This is a genomic window from Bacillus sp. YKCMOAS1, from assembly GCF_030268125.1.
Lineage (GTDB): Bacteria > Bacillota > Bacilli > Bacillales > Bacillaceae > Bacillus > Bacillus safensis.
Genome location: NZ_BSEI01000006.1, coordinates 277,731 through 298,064, shown reverse-complemented (window position 1 = coordinate 298,064; position 20,334 = coordinate 277,731). Strand labels below are relative to the sequence as shown.

Annotated in this window: 24 protein-coding genes; 16 read left to right on the top strand and 8 right to left on the bottom strand. The window is 39.1% G+C overall.

Features of this window, described 5'->3' with window-relative positions; translation table 11 throughout:
- The first annotated feature begins 347 nt into the window (after nucleotides 1-347).
- From thiL to tsaD, 5 genes are read left to right on the top strand one after another with little or no spacing between them, the layout of a single operon-like run.
- The gene (thiL, locus tag QSJ46_RS18000) at nucleotides 348-1,325 is read left to right on the top strand and encodes a thiamine-phosphate kinase (RefSeq protein WP_285605140.1); all 978 of its coding nucleotides are present in this window, start codon (nucleotides 348-350) and stop codon (nucleotides 1,323-1,325) included.
- Nucleotides 1,326-1,338: 13 nt separating this feature from the next.
- Entirely contained in the window at nucleotides 1,339-1,815 is a 477-nt protein-coding gene (gene tsaE, locus QSJ46_RS17995; protein WP_059376127.1) for a tRNA (adenosine(37)-N6)-threonylcarbamoyltransferase complex ATPase subunit type 1 TsaE, read from the top strand.
- Nucleotides 1,796-2,485 (top strand): tRNA (adenosine(37)-N6)-threonylcarbamoyltransferase complex dimerization subunit type 1 TsaB, encoded by a 690-nt coding sequence (gene tsaB, locus QSJ46_RS17990; protein WP_185854137.1) that lies wholly within the window; start codon nucleotides 1,796-1,798, stop codon nucleotides 2,483-2,485. The genes tsaE and tsaB overlap by 20 nt, the downstream gene beginning before the upstream one ends.
- Before the next feature lie 25 nt (nucleotides 2,486-2,510).
- Complete coding sequence (gene rimI, locus QSJ46_RS17985) at nucleotides 2,511-2,939, top strand: ribosomal protein S18-alanine N-acetyltransferase (protein WP_047202836.1); 429 nt, start codon at nucleotides 2,511-2,513, stop codon at nucleotides 2,937-2,939.
- Nucleotides 2,932-3,960: a tRNA (adenosine(37)-N6)-threonylcarbamoyltransferase complex transferase subunit TsaD gene (gene tsaD / locus QSJ46_RS17980; protein ID WP_107163983.1), complete on the top strand. Its 1,029-nt coding sequence runs from the start codon at nucleotides 2,932-2,934 to the stop codon at nucleotides 3,958-3,960. Before rimI ends, tsaD begins: the two co-directional genes overlap by 8 nt.
- A gap of 270 nt (nucleotides 3,961-4,230) precedes the next feature.
- Here the strand turns inward: tsaD and QSJ46_RS17975 are convergent, their stop codons facing one another.
- Nucleotides 4,231-6,153, bottom strand: a complete 1,923-nt coding sequence (locus tag QSJ46_RS17975; RefSeq protein WP_285605139.1) for an ABC-F family ATP-binding cassette domain-containing protein — start codon at nucleotides 6,151-6,153, stop codon at nucleotides 4,231-4,233.
- Nucleotides 6,154-6,291: 138 nt separating this feature from the next.
- On the opposite strand from QSJ46_RS17975, the gene moaC reads away from it, so the two are divergent.
- From moaC to tatC, 4 genes are read left to right on the top strand one after another with little or no spacing between them, the layout of a single operon-like run.
- Nucleotides 6,292-6,783, top strand: coding sequence for a cyclic pyranopterin monophosphate synthase MoaC (gene moaC / locus QSJ46_RS17970; protein WP_212040312.1), 492 nt, complete (start codon nucleotides 6,292-6,294; stop codon nucleotides 6,781-6,783).
- 15 nt (nucleotides 6,784-6,798) lie between these two features.
- A complete protein-coding gene (locus QSJ46_RS17965) occupies nucleotides 6,799-7,452 on the top strand; it encodes a redox-sensing transcriptional repressor Rex (protein WP_008355687.1) in 654 nt (217 codons plus the stop codon).
- A 27-nt stretch (nucleotides 7,453-7,479) separates the two neighbouring features.
- Nucleotides 7,480-7,659 carry a twin-arginine translocase TatA/TatE family subunit gene (locus QSJ46_RS17960; protein ID WP_008355689.1) on the top strand — a complete coding sequence of 60 codons (180 nt, stop codon included), beginning with the start codon at nucleotides 7,480-7,482 and terminating at the stop codon, nucleotides 7,657-7,659.
- 6 nt (nucleotides 7,660-7,665) lie between these two features.
- Complete coding sequence (gene tatC / locus QSJ46_RS17955) at nucleotides 7,666-8,424, top strand: twin-arginine translocase subunit TatC (RefSeq protein WP_285605138.1); 759 nt, start codon at nucleotides 7,666-7,668, stop codon at nucleotides 8,422-8,424.
- Nucleotides 8,425-8,462: 38 nt separating this feature from the next.
- On the opposite strand, the gene QSJ46_RS17950 is transcribed toward tatC, so the two are convergent.
- Genes QSJ46_RS17950 through QSJ46_RS17940 form a run of 3 tightly spaced genes read right to left on the bottom strand, consistent with a single transcriptional unit; the run spans nucleotide 8,463 to nucleotide 10,071 of the window.
- Complete coding sequence (locus QSJ46_RS17950; RefSeq protein ID WP_285605137.1) at nucleotides 8,463-9,089, bottom strand: NUDIX hydrolase; 627 nt, start codon at nucleotides 9,087-9,089, stop codon at nucleotides 8,463-8,465.
- 56 nt (nucleotides 9,090-9,145) lie between these two features.
- On the bottom strand, nucleotides 9,146-9,340 hold the full coding sequence (locus QSJ46_RS17945; protein WP_003213897.1) for a YdiK family protein: 195 nt from the start codon (nucleotides 9,338-9,340) through the stop codon (nucleotides 9,146-9,148).
- Nucleotides 9,337-10,071, bottom strand: a complete 735-nt coding sequence (locus QSJ46_RS17940; RefSeq protein ID WP_047202831.1) for a CPBP family intramembrane glutamic endopeptidase — start codon at nucleotides 10,069-10,071, stop codon at nucleotides 9,337-9,339. Before QSJ46_RS17940 ends, QSJ46_RS17945 begins: the two co-directional genes overlap by 4 nt.
- Before the next feature lie 229 nt (nucleotides 10,072-10,300).
- Between QSJ46_RS17940 and groES the strand changes: the two genes are divergently transcribed.
- The 5 genes from groES (at nucleotide 10,301) to QSJ46_RS17915 (ending at nucleotide 16,120) form a co-directional block, all read left to right on the top strand.
- Nucleotides 10,301-10,585, top strand: a complete 285-nt coding sequence (gene groES, locus QSJ46_RS17935; RefSeq protein WP_024426730.1) for a co-chaperone GroES — start codon at nucleotides 10,301-10,303, stop codon at nucleotides 10,583-10,585.
- Between the two features lie 55 nt (nucleotides 10,586-10,640).
- Nucleotides 10,641-12,275 (top strand): chaperonin GroEL, encoded by a 1,635-nt coding sequence (gene groL, locus QSJ46_RS17930; RefSeq protein WP_024424467.1) that lies wholly within the window; start codon nucleotides 10,641-10,643, stop codon nucleotides 12,273-12,275.
- A 258-nt stretch (nucleotides 12,276-12,533) separates the two neighbouring features.
- Nucleotides 12,534-14,003, top strand: a complete 1,470-nt coding sequence (locus QSJ46_RS17925; RefSeq protein WP_285605136.1) for an MrcB family domain-containing protein — start codon at nucleotides 12,534-12,536, stop codon at nucleotides 14,001-14,003.
- Nucleotides 14,004-14,029: 26 nt separating this feature from the next.
- Nucleotides 14,030-14,359, top strand: a complete 330-nt coding sequence (locus tag QSJ46_RS17920) for a nucleotide pyrophosphohydrolase (RefSeq protein WP_047202830.1) — start codon at nucleotides 14,030-14,032, stop codon at nucleotides 14,357-14,359.
- A gap of 81 nt (nucleotides 14,360-14,440) precedes the next feature.
- The gene (locus QSJ46_RS17915) at nucleotides 14,441-16,120 is read left to right on the top strand and encodes a DUF2075 domain-containing protein (RefSeq protein ID WP_285605135.1); all 1,680 of its coding nucleotides are present in this window, start codon (nucleotides 14,441-14,443) and stop codon (nucleotides 16,118-16,120) included.
- 566 nt (nucleotides 16,121-16,686) lie between these two features.
- Here the strand turns inward: QSJ46_RS17915 and QSJ46_RS17910 are convergent.
- Nucleotides 16,687-17,223, bottom strand: coding sequence for an LptM family lipoprotein (locus QSJ46_RS17910; protein WP_041087011.1), 537 nt, complete (start codon nucleotides 17,221-17,223; stop codon nucleotides 16,687-16,689).
- Between the two features lie 245 nt (nucleotides 17,224-17,468).
- Between QSJ46_RS17910 and QSJ46_RS17905 the strand changes: the two genes are divergently transcribed.
- Nucleotides 17,469-17,903, top strand: a complete 435-nt coding sequence (locus QSJ46_RS17905) for a hypothetical protein (RefSeq protein ID WP_107163989.1) — start codon at nucleotides 17,469-17,471, stop codon at nucleotides 17,901-17,903.
- Between the two features lie 30 nt (nucleotides 17,904-17,933).
- On the opposite strand, the gene QSJ46_RS17900 is transcribed toward QSJ46_RS17905, so the two are convergent.
- The 3 genes from QSJ46_RS17900 to QSJ46_RS17890 all read right to left on the bottom strand — a co-directional run bounded on the left by QSJ46_RS17900 (nucleotide 17,934) and on the right by QSJ46_RS17890 (nucleotide 19,689).
- Nucleotides 17,934-18,284, bottom strand: coding sequence for a DUF4064 domain-containing protein (locus QSJ46_RS17900; protein ID WP_047202828.1), 351 nt, complete (start codon nucleotides 18,282-18,284; stop codon nucleotides 17,934-17,936).
- Between the two features lie 138 nt (nucleotides 18,285-18,422).
- Complete coding sequence (locus tag QSJ46_RS17895) at nucleotides 18,423-18,890, bottom strand: hypothetical protein (protein ID WP_285605134.1); 468 nt, start codon at nucleotides 18,888-18,890, stop codon at nucleotides 18,423-18,425.
- A gap of 124 nt (nucleotides 18,891-19,014) precedes the next feature.
- Nucleotides 19,015-19,689, bottom strand: coding sequence for a hypothetical protein (locus QSJ46_RS17890; RefSeq protein ID WP_285605133.1), 675 nt, complete (start codon nucleotides 19,687-19,689; stop codon nucleotides 19,015-19,017).
- Nucleotides 19,690-19,898: 209 nt separating this feature from the next.
- On the opposite strand from QSJ46_RS17890, the gene QSJ46_RS17885 reads away from it, so the two are divergent.
- A complete protein-coding gene (locus tag QSJ46_RS17885) occupies nucleotides 19,899-20,267 on the top strand; it encodes an RlpA-like double-psi beta-barrel domain-containing protein (protein WP_024424478.1) in 369 nt (122 codons plus the stop codon).
- Nucleotides 20,268-20,334: the final 67 nt, after the last annotated feature.

Sequence of the window (20,334 nt, the reverse complement as noted above, 5' to 3'; positions counted from 1 at the left end):
CCGGTAGTTCAGTTGGTTAGAATGCCTGCCTGTCACGCAGGAGGTCGCGGGTTCGAGTCCCGTCCGGACCGCCATTTTTATAACTTGTAAACGAAAACGTATAGTTTCGTTTTTTTTTATGTCTTTTTCTTTCTACAAGTACCCACGATGCAATGAAATGATTTGTGTTTGGCTACACTATATGAAAGAATAGATAGATTACTTCAACCCAGCCTGGTTTTTACACACCAGGCTTTCTTTATATCATTTTTAGTTGGAACTGAGACTTATATTCGCTACACTAATACTAACTGTGTTTGACATCATGTCTACTTAACCAATTGATTGCAAGAAGGGGCTGTCTTTTTATGGATGAATTTGATCTTATTCGCCGAATCACACCAAAAGATACATATCAGCGCTCTTTGATCATGGGCATCGGTGATGATGCAAGTGTTTATCAACCTCATTCACATTGTGAAGAGGTCGTTTGTGTTGATACAATGGTGGAACATGTTCATTTTCGTTTTGACTTTTCCACACCTTTTGAAGTTGGCTTTAAGGCACTGGCAGTCAATGTCAGTGATATCGCTGCAATGGGAGGCACCCCAAAGTATTATCTTGTTTCAATTGCAATCCCGCCTCATGGTGATGAAACAATCGTCACGGCTCTTTATGAGGGAATGAAAGCATTGGCTGACACCTATCGTATGGATTTGATTGGTGGAGATACAGTAGCCACCCGCAGTGACTTTGTCATTACCGTGACGGTTATTGGTGAGGTGTCAAAGGGAGCAGCTTGTTATCGCCACAGTGCTCAAACTGGAGACGTCGTATTTGTCACAGGTGAACTCGGTTCGTCGGCCGCTGGGTTATCAATCTTAATGAACGAAGCAGTTCCTTCTAAGGCGGTCGACGCTGATTTCTTTCTTAAGCGTCATAAAATGCCTCAGCCTCATATTGCTGCTGGTCACATTTGTTCAAGTTTCCCGCGGGTCACCTTGAATGATGTGAGTGATGGATTAGCGAGTGAGTTGAATGAGATAGCCGAAGCGAGCGGTGTGAAGATCGAGATAGAAGCTGATAAGCTTCCAATTCATCCAGATTTACAGGTGCTGCGCAAAGACTGGCATGAATGGGTGTTATTTGGGGGAGAAGACTTTGTTTTAACTGGTACGATACCAGAATCTGATTGGGAAAGCTTTGAATCTCAATGTCAAAAAGAAGGCATTCAGATCACACGTATTGGACAAGTCAAGGATGATCAAGCAGCTAGTGTTATGTTAAAAGACAATGATCAACAAACAATGTTAATGAAAAAAGGATATAATCATTTTAAGAAATGAGGTGACATCAACGGTGAAATTAACATGGACAACAAAAGGTGCGGATGAGACGAAACGAATTGCCGCTGCTTTGGCCAAACTTGTGATGCCAGGCGATGTATTGACATTAGAAGGAGATTTAGGCGCAGGCAAAACCACTTTTTCAAAAGGTTTTGCGGAAGGCTTAGGAATTACCCGTATCGTCAACAGCCCCACCTTTACAATTATTAAAGAATATACCGATGGCAGACTGCCACTTTACCATATGGACGTGTACCGCATGGAAGATGCGGAAGAAGACATCGGACTCGAAGAATATTTTGAGGGTGAAGGTGTATGCTTGGTTGAATGGGCACATCTGATTGAACCTCAATTGCCTTCTTCCTATTTAAAAATTGAAATGCTGAGAACAGAACGTGAAGAAGAACGGCATCTCACGTTTGATGCAAAAGGGGAGCGTTATGAGTCCCTTTGTAAGGAGATGAAAGAATTTGACCATACTGGCCATTGATACATCAAACCATACACTAGGAATTGCTCTTGTAAGAGACCTCACTGTGATTGGCGAGAGCATTACGTATTTAAAAAAGAATCATTCCGTCCGAGCGATGCCCACTGTTGAAGCATTAATGAAAGAATGTGGTGTAGCACCAAGCGAACTAAGTAAAATCGTTGTGGCAAAAGGACCTGGTTCTTACACTGGAGTCAGAATAGGTGTTACCATAGCAAAAACACTTGCGTGGACGCTGTCTATCCCGATATCGGCTGTTTCGAGTTTAGAAGCGCTTGCGGCAAATGGCCAATATTTTGATGGGTATATCTCACCTCTATTTGATGCGAGAAGAGGACAAGTTTATACTGGGCTATATACGTTTGAAAAAGGTAAAATCAAAGAGGTCGAACCAGATCAAAATATCCTGCTCACGGATTGGCTTCATGAGCTGAAGAAGACAGGAAAACCTGTTCTATTTCTTGGACAAGATGTGCACCTTCATGAAGAGAGCATTCGCTCCATTTTAGGAGAAACGGCTGTACTGGCAGAGGGGACATTTCATAACCCAAGACCTTCAGTGCTTGCATTTTTAGGCGCAGATCGTCCTGCTGAAGATGTTCATCAGCTTGTTCCTAACTATATTCGTTTGGCAGAAGCGGAAGTGAAATGGCTTGAAGGACAAAAATAACCTTAACATAGCAGAAATACGACAAATGACAGTAGCGGACATTCCAGAGGTGTATACGATTGAAGTGCATTCGTTTACAGCGCCTTGGAAAAAGGAATCGTTTGTCTATGAGATTCTTCATAACCAATACAGCCATTATTTCCTCATCGAAGAAGATCAGCAGCCTGTTGGATACTGCGGGGTCTGGATTGTCATGGACGATGCACAAATTACGAACATTGCGATTCTCCCTGAGCATAGAGGAAAAGGCTACGGGGAAGCATTGCTTCGATATGTCATGGAATTTTGCAAAGAAAAAAAGACAGATCATCTTTCTTTAGAGGTGCGGGTTTCAAATACACCAGCACAATCCCTCTATGAAAAGCTCGGTTTCAGACCAGCTTCTATTCGAAAGAATTATTATACGGATAATGGAGAAGATGCATTAGTCATGTGGGTGAATATAAATGAGTGAACAAACAGATCGATTCATATTAGGAATAGAAACAAGCTGTGATGAAACAGCTGCATCCATTGTGAAAAATGGAAAGGAAATCGTGGCAAATGTGGTCGCCTCGCAAATAGACAGTCATAAACGATTTGGCGGTGTTGTACCTGAAATTGCTTCGAGGCATCACGTGGAGCAAGTCACCATCGTATTAGAAGAAGTGATGACACAGGCGGGTATGAGCTTTAAGGATTTGGATGCGATTGCTGTTACGGAAGGACCCGGTCTCGTCGGTGCCCTGCTGATTGGCGTCAATGCAGCAAAGACACTGAGCTTTGCCCATCAAATTCCTCTTGTTGGTGTTCATCATATTGCAGGGCATATTTATGCCAACCAGCTTGTTGATGAATTGGAGTTTCCATGTTTAGCTCTTGTTGTCTCTGGCGGACATACTGAGCTTGTTTTAATGAAGGAGCACGGATCTTTTGAGGTCATCGGAGAAACATTAGATGATGCAGCTGGAGAAGCCTACGATAAAGTGGCCCGGACGATGGGTCTCCCGTACCCAGGCGGACCTCATATTGATCGGTTAGCACATGAAGGAGAGCCGACAATTAAGCTTCCTCGTGCATGGCTTGAAGAAGGGTCTTATCACTTTAGCTTCAGTGGTTTAAAATCAGCTGTGATCAACACCTTACACAATGCGTCACAAAAGGGAGAAACGATTGCCCCAGAGAATTTAGCCGCAAGTTTTCAAGCAAGTGTCATTGAGGTGCTTGTTGGGAAAACATTGAAAGCAGCAGAAGCCTATGGTGTGAAGCAGGTTGTTCTAGCTGGAGGAGTCGCTGCCAATAAAGGACTAAGAGAAGCTTTAACTTCAGCATTCACGAAACTGCCAGACGTGAAGGTTATTATTCCGCCATTATCACTTTGCACAGACAATGCAGCCATGATCGCTGCCGCCGGAACCGTTGCGTTTGAAAAAGGAAGCAGAGGCGATATGGCGATGAATGGCCAGCCAGGATTGCCGCTAGTCTCATATAAATAAAAACTCCTGTGGATTACAGGGGTTTTTATTTTTCTATGAAAGCGATTTATTCACATGTAAACGTTATATATCCACAATTATTAGAAAATTTTGTTTTAAAGTGAAGAGGATGTGTATAAATACGACATTTTTTGTGGATATGTGATTAAAACGCTGTGGATAAAGTGGATAAGTCTAAAGTATTTAAGAATAATCAAGAAGTTATTGTGGGTATCGTTGTGGATAATAAATTTTCATTGAAAGAAAAAAGAGTACCCTTTAGGGCACTCTTTAAGAATCTGACAGCTCTTCCCACTCCGCAAAAAGTGATTCTAACTCTTGATTGAGCGTATCATTTTCTGTTTGAACGGCTTGAACCTTCTCGTGATCTTGAAAAATATCAGGATCACATAACAGCTCTTCATTTTCACCGAGCTTGTCTTCAATGTCAGCAATCCGTTTTTCAATTTCTTCAATCCTGCGCTGCTTTTGTCTTTCTTTCTTTTTCAGTTCTTTTTCTTCCGCATAAGAAAGCTTTGTTGTTTCTACTGGCTTTGCTGCTTGTTTTTTAAGCGGTTCATTTTCTTGAAGCGCCTCGAGCTCTAATTGTTCATTTTTCTTTTCAAGGTAGTAGTCATAATCACCGAGATATTCTTTTGTTTCTGCATGCGACAGTTCGAAAACTTTCGTTGCGAGACGGTTGATAAAATAACGATCATGCGAAACAAATAAGATGGTACCTGGATAATCGATCAGTGCATTCTCTAAAATTTCCTTACTATCTAAGTCCAGATGGTTTGTAGGTTCATCGAGAATAAGGAAATTTGCTTTTTGAAGCATCAGCTTTGCCAGCGCAAGGCGTGCTTTTTCCCCACCGCTTAATGCATGGACAGGCTTTAAAACGTCATCACCTGAAAAGAGGAAGTTTCCTAAACATGTCCGAATTTCTTTTTCATTCATATGAGGATAATCATCCCAAAGCTCATTTAGCACTTTTTTCGAGGATGTCAGTTTGGCTTGCTCTTGGTCATAGTAGCCGATCGTGACATGAGATCCAAAAGTGATGTCGCCTTTTACTGGTGTTAATGTGTTCGTTAACGTTTTTAAAAGGGTTGATTTCCCGATCCCGTTAGGACCAATGAGTGCCACACTATCCTCGCGTTTAATCTGAAAAGAAAGAGAGGATAGGAGCGGTGTTTTTTCATCATAACTAATATCGAGATCATGTACCTTCAGTACATCATTGCCGCTTTGTCTCGTAATATCAAAATGAAAGTTTGCAGATTTTTCATCACCTAAAGGCTTATCTAAACGATCCATCCGTTCGAGCTGTTTGCGTCTGCTTTGAGCGCGCTTTGTGGTGGAGGCTCTTGCCAGGTTACGGTCCACGAAATCCTGGAGCTTTGAGATCTCTTCTTGCTGCTTTTCGTATAGTTTCATATCCCGCTCGAGCTGCTCTGCTTTCAGATCCAGATACTTACTATAGTTCCCTGCAAACTTTTTCATCGAAGTTCTTGAGACTTCATAGACGTGGTTTACGACTTTGTCTAAGAAATAGCGGTCATGGGACACGATGAGAATGGCACCTGTATAATTTTGCAAATACTGCTCAAGCCATGATAAGGTATCAATATCTAAATGGTTGGTCGGCTCATCCAGAATTAAGAGTTCTGGTTTCATTAACAAGAGCTTTCCAAGTGCTAAACGGGTTTTCTGGCCGCCGCTTAAAGATTGGACGGTTGTCTCATCTTCAAAATGACTAAAGCCGAGTCCATGAAGAATGGAGCGGACATCTGCTTCATATTGATAGCCGCCTTGATCTTTAAATTCCTGCTGAAGCCTGTCATAGGTTTTCATAAGGGCTTCCAGCTCAGAACCTGTGGAAGAAGCCATTTTCTCCTCAATGGTTCTCATCTCTTGTTCCATCTCTTTTAAATGATCAAAAACCGATAATAATTCGTTTTTTAGCGTACGTGTAGACGTCACATCGGTATGCTGTGCTAAATAGCCGATCGATAGGTCTTTTGGTTTGATGATCTCACCTTGCTCGTAAGACATTTGACCGGCAATGATTTTCAAAAGCGTGGATTTGCCTGCGCCGTTACGACCTACAATGGCAATTCGATCCCTTGCTTTGACTTCCAATTTTATATTCGTTAAAACGGTATCAGCGCCAAACGATTTGGACAGCTGATTCACTTGTAGAATCATCATGTAACTTCACCTCTGCTATAATATGTTAAGTGTAGCTTATCAGCAGTAAACCGGCAAATGTTACATACAATCGCCATATTCAAATGAAAGACAGATAGGAAAAAATAGTGTATCATTTGAGTGAGGGAGCGTTGAAAGATGAGTCAATTTAGCCACTTTAACGAACAGGGAAGAGCAAAGATGGTCGACATTAGTGACAAATCGTCTACAGTGAGAACCGCCGTTGCTGTTTCAAGTGTTCGTATGATAAAAGAAGTGTTTCATAAAATACAACAGCGTGAAATTGGAAAAGGGGATGTGCTGTCTGTTGCACAGGTTGCTGGCATCATGGCAGCAAAGCAAACATCTACCATCATTCCAATGTGTCATCCGCTTGCACTAAAAGGCGTGGATATCTCCTTTGATTGGGAGGAAGATGGAAATGCGCACATCCTGAACATACAAGTACAGGTAAAAACAAAAGGAAGTACAGGTGTGGAGATGGAAGCGCTCACTTCTGCTTCAGTATGTGCACTGACCGTTTACGACATGTGCAAAGCGATTGATAAAGGCATGATCATCGGTCCTACCTATCTAATTGAGAAGACAGGCGGGAAAAATGGTGATTTTCACAGAGCATCTGATATTTAAGTTGGAGGACCTTATATGAATATAGATCAGTCAAAAATTCCACAAGCGACAGCCAAACGTTTGCCGCTTTACTACCGTTTTTTAAAAAATCTGCATGCATCAGGAAAACAAAGGGTGTCATCAGCTGAGCTTAGTGATGCAGTCAAAGTGGATTCTGCCACCATTCGCCGAGATTTTTCGTACTTTGGTGCACTTGGGAAGAAAGGATATGGCTATAATGTCGATTATCTCTTGACCTTCTTCAGAAAGACCCTTGACCAAGATGAAATGACCAATGTCATGCTCATCGGTGTCGGGAATTTAGGAACTGCTTTTTTACACTATAATTTCATAAAAAATAATAATACAAAAATTTCAATGGCTTTTGACGTCAATGAGAGTAAAATAGGAAGTGAGATAGGCGGCGTGCCTGTCTATGATTTGGATAAGCTTGAAGAGCATGTTCAAGAGGTAGGAGATATCCCTGTTGCAATTTTGACAGTACCTGCCGTAGCAGCTCAATCCATTACAGATCGTTTGATTGCCCTTGGCATCAAAGGAATCCTTAACTTTACGCCGGCTCGATTGAATGTGCCGGAACACATTCGAATTCATCATATAGATTTGGCGGTTGAACTTCAGTCTCTTGTGTATTTCTTAAAGCATTACTCTGTTACGCAGGAGGACTGACGAAAAGGGGTAAAGGGGGTGGAGCAAATGGGTCCGATCGGTCCTGGGAGTTTGATTCTGATTGCGATTGTAGCGCTCATTATTTTTGGGCCGAAAAAGCTTCCTGAATTAGGAAGAGCAGCAGGAGATACATTACGTGAATTCAAAAATGCCACAAAAGGCTTAGCTGATGATCAGGAAGAAAAAAAGAAAAAAGAAGATCAGTAGAATAGGATGAGCTTCATGAATGTCAAAGATATGCCGCTTATGGAGCATATTGTGGAACTGCGAAAACGCCTAGTGATCATTGCGATGTTTTTTGTTGCCTTTATGGTGGCTGGTTTTTTTCTCGCTAAGCCGGTCATTGTGTATTTACAAAATACCGATGAAGCGGCAACACTGACGCTGAATGCATTTAAACTTACAGATCCACTGTACGTGTTTATGCAGTTCGCATTTGTCATTGCTTTGGTTTTGACGTGTCCCGTTATTTTATATCAGCTGTGGGCGTTTGTGAGTCCTGGCTTATATGAAAAAGAAAGAAAGGTGACACTTGCTTACATTCCGATTGCACTGCTTTTATTTTTGAGCGGTGTGGCTTTCTCTTACTTTATTTTATTTCCGTTTGTCGTCGATTTTATGATGCGAATGTCGAATGATTTAAATGTAGAGCAAGTCATTGGGATTCATGAGTATTTTACATTTCTAATGCAGCTAACACTTCCATTTGGCTTTTTGTTTCAGATGCCCGTCGTGTTGATGTTTCTCACAAGACTTGGCATCATCACACCGATGTTTTTATCAAAAATACGGAAGTATGCCTATTTTGTCCTCCTTGTCATTGCCGCACTCATTACACCGCCAGAGCTTGTTTCTCACCTCATGGTCACCTTGCCAATGCTCGTTTTATACGAAGTGAGCATTATCATTTCAAGAGTGACCTATCGCAAAATGCAGCAAATAGAGGAGAAAGAAAAACATTATGTTTCATAAAAAAGCATCATGATCCAATGAGGATCACGATGCTTTTTCTATTGTGTAAGAAATTGATTGATCGTGTGAAAGAGGTGCTCATAATAGGCGGGCTCATGCGGGACAAAATTATGAATACCCACTTCGATGCTTTCCTCACGTCGTTCTCCGTTTGCATCAACTATAAAGCCCTCGATACGAATTCTTTCACATGATCCTGTTAAAAGCTGCTGTGCATCAACCAGTTTTGCTCTGTACAGACCAGCGACTTCTTTTTTCTGTAGATGAACTTCCATGTGCTTTTCTTCATTCATATAAAGATACACATGGCAGAACTCACGGTCGATGAAAGAAGGCAGGTGAATTTCATCTTTTATGATTCCTGTATAAGTAAGGTCCTCAAAAAGGATAGAAAGACCAAGTTCTTCTTCTACCTCTCTTAAGCCATCAGAAGGCTGTTCATCTGCGAGAAGGTGACCTGCTGCGGTGATATCAAACAGTGAAGGGAAATCCTTTTTTGCAGGACTCCTTAGCTGAAAATAGAGATACACGGTGCCATGCTCCTTTTTGAGAAGCCAGAAATGAAATGTTTCATGCCAAAGACCTTGGGCGTGGACATCTGAACGAGCGGCAGCTCCAATGGTTTCATGCTGATCATTGAAGAAACGAAGTTTTTCATGTTCCATGAAGTTACATCCTCCATAAAAAAACCATTTTCCAAACGCGGAAAATGGTTTTTGATTTATTTTTGCTGCTGTTTTTTGAGTTTGACAGAGAAGGCAAACATTTTAAGCGCGATATTGATATTATAGGCCGCAAACACCATCAGCAAAATGCTGTAAAATGACCACATGTCACCTGGATTTTGAATGGCCATATAGGTGAAAGCCACACCTACGGCAAAATAAATGATGCCCCATACGACTGGGTTTCTCATGAGAAAAAGCCTCCAATAATCATTTGCATGGTTTGAGATTGTTCTTCGATCATTTTTCTTACGGGCTCAATCTGCACAAGAATAACGAGCGAGTTCATCAACATATGAGCGCCGATTGGAACAATGATTCGTTTTGTTTTCGCATATAAAAAGGCAAAGGTAAAGCCCATTGCAGTATATAGAAAGAAGTGGGGAAAATCAGAGTGTGCAGCAGCGAAAAATACTGAACTCACAAGTGCTCCAATAAAAAAATTCGTTCTTTCATAAATTACACCAAAAATGATTTTTCGGAAAACAATTTCTTCAAGTATTGGTCCAATCAGTGAAATAATGATAACAAGAAAAGGAAAAGCATCCATAATAGATAAAATATTTTGCGTGTTTTCTGACTCACGGCCAATGCCGAATGCATATTGTTCAATTATGCCTGCAATCGATTGTGTGAAAAGAGAAAGAAAGAAACCGCCAATGATCCAGGCGATAGCAGACCCTATGGAAACCGGTGCTTCATTTCGCAGTGAAGCTTTTGGGACGGTTCGAAGGATGAGCAGAATAATAATCAATCCGATACAGAAACTGATGATTGTCCACGTTCCTGATAATTTTGAAAGCTCTGTTTGAGTCATCGGTGATTGGATGAATCCCAGCCATTTCATCATGAGAAAATAAGGAAACGCAGATACCTGTACCAATATATACGTTAAGATGATGTACCAATATTGTTTTTTCAAGTAACGAAAACCCCTTTACTAAAAGAACTAAATTTATTGTAACACAAGTCTTCTTTTTCGATGAAAAGGAAAGAATCTGAGATTCAAAAAGATCGTGAAAGCGTAAAAATTTTTAAAGGTTTTCACTTGAAATTGCAGAAGACATTCTTTATTATAATAAATGTGTTAGCACTCACTGGTGATGAGTGCTAAAAAAGACTACATATAAAAATTGAGGAGGTTGTTTCTTATGTTAAAGCCATTAGGCGATCGCGTAATCATTGAACTCGTTGAATCTGAGGAAAAAACCGCTAGCGGTATTGTTTTACCGGATTCTGCAAAAGAAAAACCGCAAGAAGGTAAAATTGTTGCAGCAGGTTCAGGGCGTGTACTTGAAAGTGGTGAGCGCGTTGCGTTAGAAGTAAGCACAGGCGACCGCATTATCTTCTCAAAATATGCAGGCACTGAAGTGAAATATGAAGGAAAAGAATACTTAATCCTTCGTGAGAGCGACATTTTAGCTGTTATTGGTTAATCACATAAAAAACATTGAGATAAATTTTTAAAAAGACTGAGGAGGTTTCGTTATTATGGCAAAAGATATTAAGTTCAGTGAAGAAGCACGTCGCGCAATGTTACGTGGTGTAGATGCACTTGCAGATGCTGTAAAAGTAACTTTAGGACCAAAAGGACGTAACGTGGTTCTTGAGAAAAAATTCGGTTCTCCACTTATCACAAATGATGGTGTAACGATTGCAAAAGAAATCGAATTAGAAGATGCATTTGAAAACATGGGTGCAAAACTTGTGGCTGAAGTTGCAAGCAAAACAAACGACGTAGCTGGTGACGGTACAACGACTGCAACAGTTCTAGCTCAAGCGATGATCCGTGAAGGTCTTAAAAACGTAACAGCTGGTGCAAATCCTGTTGGCGTTCGTAAAGGGATCGAAGAAGCAGTAAAAGTAGCACTTGAAGGCTTGCACGAGATTTCTAAACCAATCGAAGGTAAAGAATCAATTGCTCAAGTTGCGGCTATTTCTGCAGCAGATGAAGAAGTCGGCAGCCTAATCGCTGAAGCGATGGAGCGAGTTGGCAACGACGGAGTTATCACAATTGAAGAATCTAAAGGTTTCACAACTGAGCTAGAAGTGGTTGAAGGTATGCAGTTTGACCGCGGATATGCTTCACCATACATGGTGACAGATTCTGATAAGATGGAAGCAGTTCTTGAAAATCCTTACATCTTAATCACTGATAAAAAAATCACAAACATTCAAGAAATCCTTCCTGTACTCGAGCAAGTTGTACAACAAGGAAAACCATTATTGCTTATTGCTGAAGATGTAGAAGGCGAAGCACTTGCAACTCTTGTTGTGAACAAACTTCGTGGTACATTCAACGCAGTAGCAGTAAAAGCACCTGGATTCGGTGATCGTCGTAAAGCAATGCTTGAAGACATCTCTGTTCTAACTGGCGGAGAATTAATCACAGAAGATCTAGGACTTGACCTGAAATCAACTGAAATCGGTCAGCTTGGCCGTGCGTCTAAAGTCGTTGTGACAAAAGAAAACACAACAATCGTTGAAGGTTCAGGAGATTCTGCTCAAATCGCAGCACGTGTGAACCAAATCCGTGCACAAGTAGAAGAAACAACTTCTGAATTCGATAAAGAAAAATTACAAGAACGTCTTGCAAAACTAGCTGGCGGCGTCGCTGTCATCAAAGTTGGTGCTGCAACTGAAACAGAACTAAAAGAGCGTAAACTACGCATCGAGGATGCACTGAACTCAACTCGCGCAGCAGTTGAAGAAGGTATCGTATCCGGTGGTGGTACAGCACTTGTGAATGTATACAACAAAGTCGCTTCAATTGAAGCTGATGGTGACGTTCAAACAGGTGTAAACATCGTTCTACGTTCTCTAGAAGAGCCAATTCGTCAAATCGCTCACAACGCTGGTCTTGAAGGATCAGTCATCGTTGAGCGCTTGAAAAACGAAGAAATTGGTGTCGGCTTCAACGCAGCAACAAATGAATGGGTAAACATGATCGAAAAAGGAATCGTTGACCCAACAAAAGTCACTCGCTCTGCACTTCAAAACGCAGCTTCTGTAGCAGCAATGCTTCTAACAACTGAAGCAGTCGTAGCTGACAAACCAGAAGAAGGCGGCTCAGGCGGCGGAATGCCAGATATGGGCGGCATGGGTGGAATGGGCGGCATGATGTAATCATGCTTCCTGAATCCCATTAAAATTGGGATTAGACCTATATTATTCTTAAGGTAACCAGGATAACGAAAGAGTAACATTAACTTCAATACAGGTCTAAATTAGAGGTTTTCCATAAGTTCTTTGAACTTTTGGGAAGCCTCTTTTTCATTTTTTTGTGACTTGTAAATAAACATTTCTTTATGACTAATGTCTTTTTGATTTATTGGATTCAGTATAATAAGCGGGAGTTATTTTGTTTCTAAAAGAGAAAAATTGATGTTGAGGTTTATGGAGAAAAACTGGTATGATGATTATATTATTCTGATTGAGGTGATTGATGTGGCAGCGTTTAATGAGTGTTTAGGGTCTGTTATACGTTTTTATAGAGAATCAAAAGGGCTAACGTTGAGAGAATTGGCTGGAGATTTAGCTGTTCCTTTTACATCTCTTTCAAAGATGGAAAGTGGAGATCAGAAAATAGACAGTGAATTTCTGGTGAAGGTAGCTGACTATTTTGGAGTATCAATTGATACAATGCTTAATCGCTCATTGGAAGATACAGAAAAAAACACCTATCAAAGAGAAAGTGAGCTAAGCATGCGTGAGGCACTAAAATATATACTCGATAATTACCAAGAAGCAAGATCTGAATCGTTCAAGAATCATGAAATGGGTAACCATGTACGGAATATCATTAAGAACACGATTGCTAACGAGGCAGAATTAGATGAAAATCAATTCTTTATAGTGGGTTCAGTTGGACAAGGACAATGGGCGGAAATACCATGGATTTCAATATTTATTAGAGATATCACCTCAACAGCTAAAAGAGGTTATTACATTGTTTACTTGTTCAAAGCAGATATGAGCGGTGTATATATATCCTTGAACCAAGGATGGACTTATTTTAAGAACAAGTATGGTACTAAATGGGGTCGTGAAAAAATACGGTCGACTGCAAATATCATTAAGAAAAAATTAAATATTGCACCAGTTAATATGACTGCAACAGCAATTACTTTAGGAGGACGAGGGGACCTAGCGCAAGGTTACGAAAATGGCCATATTTTCGGGCGTCTATATAGTGCAAATAATTTGCCTAGTTCAAAGGAACTTATCAGTGATCTTAAAGAATTGCTGACTTCTTACAAAGAAATTGAATATATGATGGGGGAAAGATCTGTAGATCAATTTAATGACTATTTGTTGTTAAGTGATGATGGTCACTATTTAGAAGAGGACCAATATCAAGAAGAGGATTTTCAAGATAGTGTGCAGTCAACCCTTGATAAAAAGGTAAAGGAAGCAGAAAAGAATTCAATGGCAGGATTGGAGACTGAGGATATTCCTTTGCCAAAACCAAATCCTGTTTTTGATAAATCAAGAAAGGAACGTTGGCCAAGAGATGCTCAAGTTGCAGCAAGAGCGCTTCGTTTATCCGAATATAAGTGTGCCTTCGATGATTCGCATACTTCATTTACTTCGAAAGTTACTGGGAAAAGATATTTGGAAATGCATCATCTAGTGCCAATGAAGTATCAGGGAGAGTTTGATGTAAATTTGGATAGGGAATCGCAACTTTTAGCCTTATGCCCTACGTGTCATCGTCAGATTCATCATGGTACAGATGAAGAAAAAGAGAACATACTAAGAAAGCTATTTTATGAACGACGTGAGAAATTAGAGGCAATAGGTATTGAGATAGGTTTTAAAGAACTACGTAAAATGTATGGTATCGGGAACTAAGTATAGGCGGAGAGGAGTTTATAATAATGGAAAATTTGAAAAAAGCTGTATTGCATTTTCGGAATGAGAGAGATTGGGGGAAGTTTCACAATGCAAAGGATTTAGTAATTTCCTTAAACCTAGAAGCAGCAGAATTACTTGAAAATTTCCAATGGAAGTCCAGCGTAGAAGCAACTGAAACTAAAATCGAGGAAATCAGAGAAGAAGTTGCTGATGTCATGATATATTTGCTCCTCCTATGTGACAGGTTGGATATTGATTTAGAAGATGCAGTTCATTCGAAATTAAAAATGAATGCGAAAAAATATCCAGTGGAAAAATCCTTCGGGAGAAAAACAAAGTATAACGAACTGTAGGAGAGATTTGTTACATTTTTAAACAGAGTACGCAGCAATGTTATTCAAGAAGTTAATTATGAAAGTGAGTCGTTGATCCTGATGTTATTCCCGACAAAATTATCTTCATTTGAAGTGGTTAAGAAATCACGCAAGGAATTTGAACAAATTGATTTTAAAGACTTTGATATAGATACTGTGCCAGTGGTTTATATTCAACGTGATAAGAAAAATCTATATGTAGGAAAGTCTACAGACATATACGGTCGCTTTTCTGCACATTTAAAAGATATTAGTAAAACATTTACTGAGATCATTATTATTAAAAGTGAACTGTTTAACGAAAGCTCAATTAAACACATCGAAACTCTTTTAATCGATTATTTATTAGCTGATGGTAAGTTTAATCTACTTAACAAAATTAAAGGGCAGAATATTCATTCTTACAACGGCATTGAAGATGTAAATAACATGTTCGTGAAAATTTGGGATAAGCTTATTCAAGAAGGAATTGCTAGTGAACAGCTAAAGGAAATTCATAATAAATTTATCTATAAATACTCACCCTTTAAGGTGCTCTCAGCTAATCAAATTGAAGTCTGCCAAGACATCTTAGAAGCAATGCTTACTACATCAGAAAGTCGACATCTGATTACCGGAGATCCAGGCACGGGTAAAACAATAGTATTGACGAATATTTTATATGCACTCATTTATGACCAAACAACTGGTAAGGATCGTGAAGATCTAGATCGTGAAGATGTGGCACTTGTGATTCCTCAAAACCATTCATTAGGTTTATATAAAGACTTAATTCGAAAAGTTGGTTTGCATGGTATTACCGTACTATCGCCTTCACAATTTATTAAAAAGGCAAAAGGTAAAGATGATAAATATAAATATGTTTTTGTAGATGAAGCGCATCGTCTAAAGCAATATTTCGGTAAGCAAGCTCGAGATTTGAAACATTTGATCACTGCTGATGGTCATAAAACGGAGTTAGAATTGATTTCAGACTATTCATATCATTTAACGGTTGTGTATGATCAGTATCAAACTATTCGACCAGCGGATATAGATACCGCTCGCTTTAAACAAATGACAGCTGATTATAAAAATTATATTTTACGTAAACAGTTTCGTTTGAAGTCTGGAGATCAATATTTAGCATGGTTGCGTAAATATCTACAGATTGCTAATGATGTCGCTGTTTATGAAAAAGGGCTGCTGAAGGGCTATGACTTTAAGATAATGGACTCCATTTCAGAATTGTACGCAGCAGTAAAGAAACTGAATAATGAACATGAACTGTGTCGTGTTGTTGCAGGTTACTCTTGGAAATGGGCTACACAGAAGGATAAGAATCTACATGATATTACAGATCTTACTACAGGTGAAGGATTTAAATGGAATTCCAAAACAAAAGGTTGGATTAATCAAGAAAATAGCGTAGAGGAGATAGGTTGTATTCATACAACCCAAGGTGCAGATCTGAATTATGTTGGAGTTATTTTGGGGGAGGAAATTGATTGCGATTATGCTGGCGAAGAAGATGGGGGCTATGATTTAAACAAAGCAAAAATTATAGTCAATCCGGAAAAGTATAGGGATCGAAACGGTCTTCCAATCAAAGGTACTGACTTAAATAATGAAGAATTAAAGGCCTATATCAAACGTATTTATTATGTATTGATGTCCCGTGGAATAAACGGTTGTTATGTATATGCAACAAACCCAAATATGCAAACATATTTGAAGGAAATTTTTAAAATCAGTAAGTGACCTTTTCAATCATAAAAAACGCTCAATATCCGGGTAAGTTAGCACATGATAACTTCCACTATTCATGTTACAAAGTAGTGGAATTATGGGTGGAATGATGTAACCCCTTGAAAACCCCTTGAAATATAGGGGTTTTTGATATGTCTTCATGATTTTGGTCATATGCAATAAAAAGTACCAGGTGATGATGAATTGAAACCTTTACTGCTTTTCAATCGTTAAAATAAGTGACAGTGTTTTCATGGGTCTTTACCCGATATGAAGAGAATGGGTAATTTAAAGAGAAAAGCGGTGATCGTATGGGCTTGACGACGTGGGTGGCGATTATTGTTGCACTGGCCGTCGTGTTTGGATTGTTTGGATCGAAGAAGCGTGATAAATAATGAAAGAGTTAACCCCCACTTTCAAATAGGAGTAGGGGTTTTTTATTGTTAAGTGGAAAGCATTTCAGAGTTTTAAAAGGCGATCGTGATTTTTGAAGGACCGTATGCATAAAGCATACCCTCTTCAAAGAAGCTGCTCTAAAATAAAAAAAGCCCTCATCATTCAAGGGCATTAATGAAAGTTTATTTTACTTTTACTGTGAATGTCACGTCTTTTCTATTCATGTAATCGTCAGTTGAGACATTTCCAAATTTTAGTTTTAATTCTTTGATGTTTTTAATGTTGATCTCTTTGCCTTCGGGAGCTAAGAATTGAATAACACCATCTTGTTTAACGCCACCTTCAACTTCGCCACCAATATCACCATCAGTCATAAACATATTCGCATCTAGTTGCATGCTTCCTGCTACAGCTTTACCTTGATCTGGATAGAAGTTTAGAACTTTATCTGTCGTATTTTCAATATTCATTCCAACATTGATTCTATCCTTCATAATTTTAATTTCGCCAAGGTTTACTTTCATTCCTTGAGCAGTTGTTTTGTGTTTGCTCGCATTTATTTTCTTTGAACCATCATCTTTTTTGTTTTTTGATTGTGTTTTTGTGCTTGTAGACTCTTTTTCTTTAGACGCACCTGTAGACACATCTTCTGTTGAGCCGCAAGCAGCAAGTGTAAATGTTAGCCCTAAAGCTAAAAATAAAGCATAGAATTTCTTCAAAATGAAAATCCCCTTTTGTTTAATTTATATAAGCGTCTTTTGCTTATACATTGACTATGACTATTATAATAGGATAAAAGAACCTACAAATCAACAAAAAATGATAAAAATAGAAAATAATTGTTTTTAAGTGTTTTTTGATAAACCAGTTAGCTTAAAATTACTTAAAATCCACTTCTGATGACTTAAAACGAACTTGAATTTCCTTATAATAGAATTATTATAAGGGATTGGGAGTGATTGAAATGGATGGTTCGTCAATCAAGACGGTTAATAGAGAGGATCAACATGAATTCTTGTTTCTGAATATATCTTCAAATACAATTGGGGCTCTTTCAAAGGAATCAGCTGAGAGGATTCTAAAGGTAAGGAACATCGATGAAATTCACCAATTGATGTATGTTCCTATTGAAAATCATGAAGACCTCAAATGGCTGATCCACTCTTTGCATAAAGCCATCATGGATGAAAAAGATGTACGTGTCGCTCTTGAATTGGCTGATCTACTCTATTTCTTTGTTGTCCCTGCTTACAAAGAAGAATTGATGAGCCGGGAAGATTTGTCACAGATGATGAATGACATTCTATTTATGTTGGATCTTTGGACAGATGAAAACATAATAGAGTTAGTTGTTGCCATACAATATGAATTACAAAAAGTAGAGAGAAAAGGCTTGTAGAGCAATCTCTACAAGCTTTATTCTCTCTACTTATACAGTTGTGTTATTGACGACAGGCTCTTTTCTAAACACGCCCATGCAGCCTGCAATGATGATTAATACAGCTGGAAGGATGAAGAACATAGAAATAGAAATAATGCCACCAACAGCAGATACTAATAATAAAATTCCACCAAGCTTTGCTTTTTTCTTTACAATCACAGATGCGACAATGGCAAGAATAGAGAAAAGCATTGCTGCCCAGCCTAATCCTGTAATTTCACTGGTGCCTGAATCGCTAAATGCCGCATCGATTCCTCCGAAAGCAAGAGCGAACATTGCGCCGAAAAATCCAAAAATACCTCCAATTAAACCTAAAACAAATTCTGTCGTTCTTTTCATAATACTTTCCCCCGATATGTACATAAGAATTATTGGTACTTAAGAACCAACACAATCTTACTAATCGGCATTTCTTTCATAATGTTAATAGTTTTGTTAAAAAAAAGAAGAAAATCCATAAAGGATTTTCTTGTCCAGTTATTGGGCTCTTTCCCAAGTGATTTTTGTTTCATTTGTTGTTTTCTTTCCTTTTGCGAGCACTTTGCCGTTTTCTTGTTTCACGGTGATGTTTAGATCATAAAAGGAATAGAGGGCGCCGAGGCTGTCGTTTTCTGGTTTATGCAGATTGTTTTCTTTTTCGGTTGATGCTCCAATGGCGAGCGTCTTGGCAAAGTTTAAACCGATGACTTCAGCGTAATCACTATTGGTATCAGAGGAAGCTGTTACGTTTAAAGAAATGATTTTTTTCTTTTGATCCACGGTGATGTCAGTGTCTTTGATGAGTTTAGACTGCTCCATCACTTCTTTCGTTTCCTTTTGAATGCGTTCATTAATTGTTGGAAGTGTCTTCGTTTCTGTTTTTTGTTCTTTCGTCGTATTTGAGCAAGCTGCTAGGATACAGAGAATTACAGCTAGACTCATGAAAACAAGTAGACTTTTTTTCACGTTCGATCTCCTTTTTTCTTCGAAGTATGTATGCTTATGTTACCACGAATCCTTGTTTTGATTAAAAGAGAAGTGTTGATAAGCTGTGAACAATAAAAAGCACCCTCTACCGGGCGCTTTATTCTTATTGTGCTGAAAGGCTTGTACTTAATGGGATAGAAGAAATGACGGTGAATTTAGGAGCTGCGGCACCGGATTCTAAATTTTTACGTAAAAGCGATGATTTGATTGACCCATCCCAATTTTTATAAACACTTCCTGATGTATTTGCACGAAGCTGTACATTCGAAAAGCTTGCTTGTGAATAGCTGTTTGTTCCATTATCCTGTACGCCGTGTACCATTTTGACAACATCAAGGTTTTTCAGACGGCTAGGGTTGTAAACAGGCTGCTTATAGCGCAATTTCCCATTGACATATAGTGACACCGTACCATCACCATTGTTAATAAGCTTTAAGTTGACGCGTGCGCCATCTTTAATACTTGAATCGTATTCGCTGTTCCAGTATTTACTGCCGCCTTGTGAGCCGCTGCCCAGAAAGACCTTATAGCCAGAAGACGTTTTTGAAATACCGCTCTCTACAACGGTAGAGCCGAGACCGAGATACCAGTCCGCATAGCCGTTTTTAATGGTGGCTGTTTTCGGCAGGACAATATCGGCAGAGATACCTGACCATTTGGCTTCATCCGTTTGTGTCACAATGGCGCCGTGACGAGGACTAGCCGCTGAGGCAGGAAGGCTTGAAAACATCAATACGAAGGCCAAACTTACAATTAAAACAGTGAACCACTTTTTCATGAAAATTCCCCCTTAAATTTAATTCACCTTCATTATATAAAATGAAAGAGGGGAGCTACTTACAATGTTCTAGCTGATTTTGGCAGTATTTATGAACTTAATCGGTCATAAAGTGGTCAACTTGTATTTGAATTGTAATGTGTCTGTAAAATAACTGGGTTCATCTTCATGTATAATAAGTGCAGAAACCAAAAACGGAGGATTTCTTAATGAATAAAAAGCTTATCACGACAATCGTAACAGTAGCTAGTTTATTTTTAGCATTCAGTTTCTCACATGGAGCAAGTGCAAAAAAAGTAAGCGGCAATATTACTTGGTATAATGGTGTCGGCAAAAAAGGCGCAGATGGAAAAAAACTCGGTCATTGGGATGCAGCAACTAAAATGGGCTTTGACGTACCGAAAAAAGGTACAAAACTAAGAGTGACAACAAAAGCGAAACCACATAAAGTGATTACAGTATATAAATATGATGTAGGCAGAATGCCAAATGCTGTACTAGACGTAAGTCCAAAAGCATTCAAAGCACTTGGGTATAAAACAAGTAAAGGTGTCGTAAAAGGGCATTACACTTATTAATACATAGGCATGCAAAGAAGCGGGAAAAGTTCATTTTCTGGCTTCTTTTCTTGTAGAGAGGGTCTGA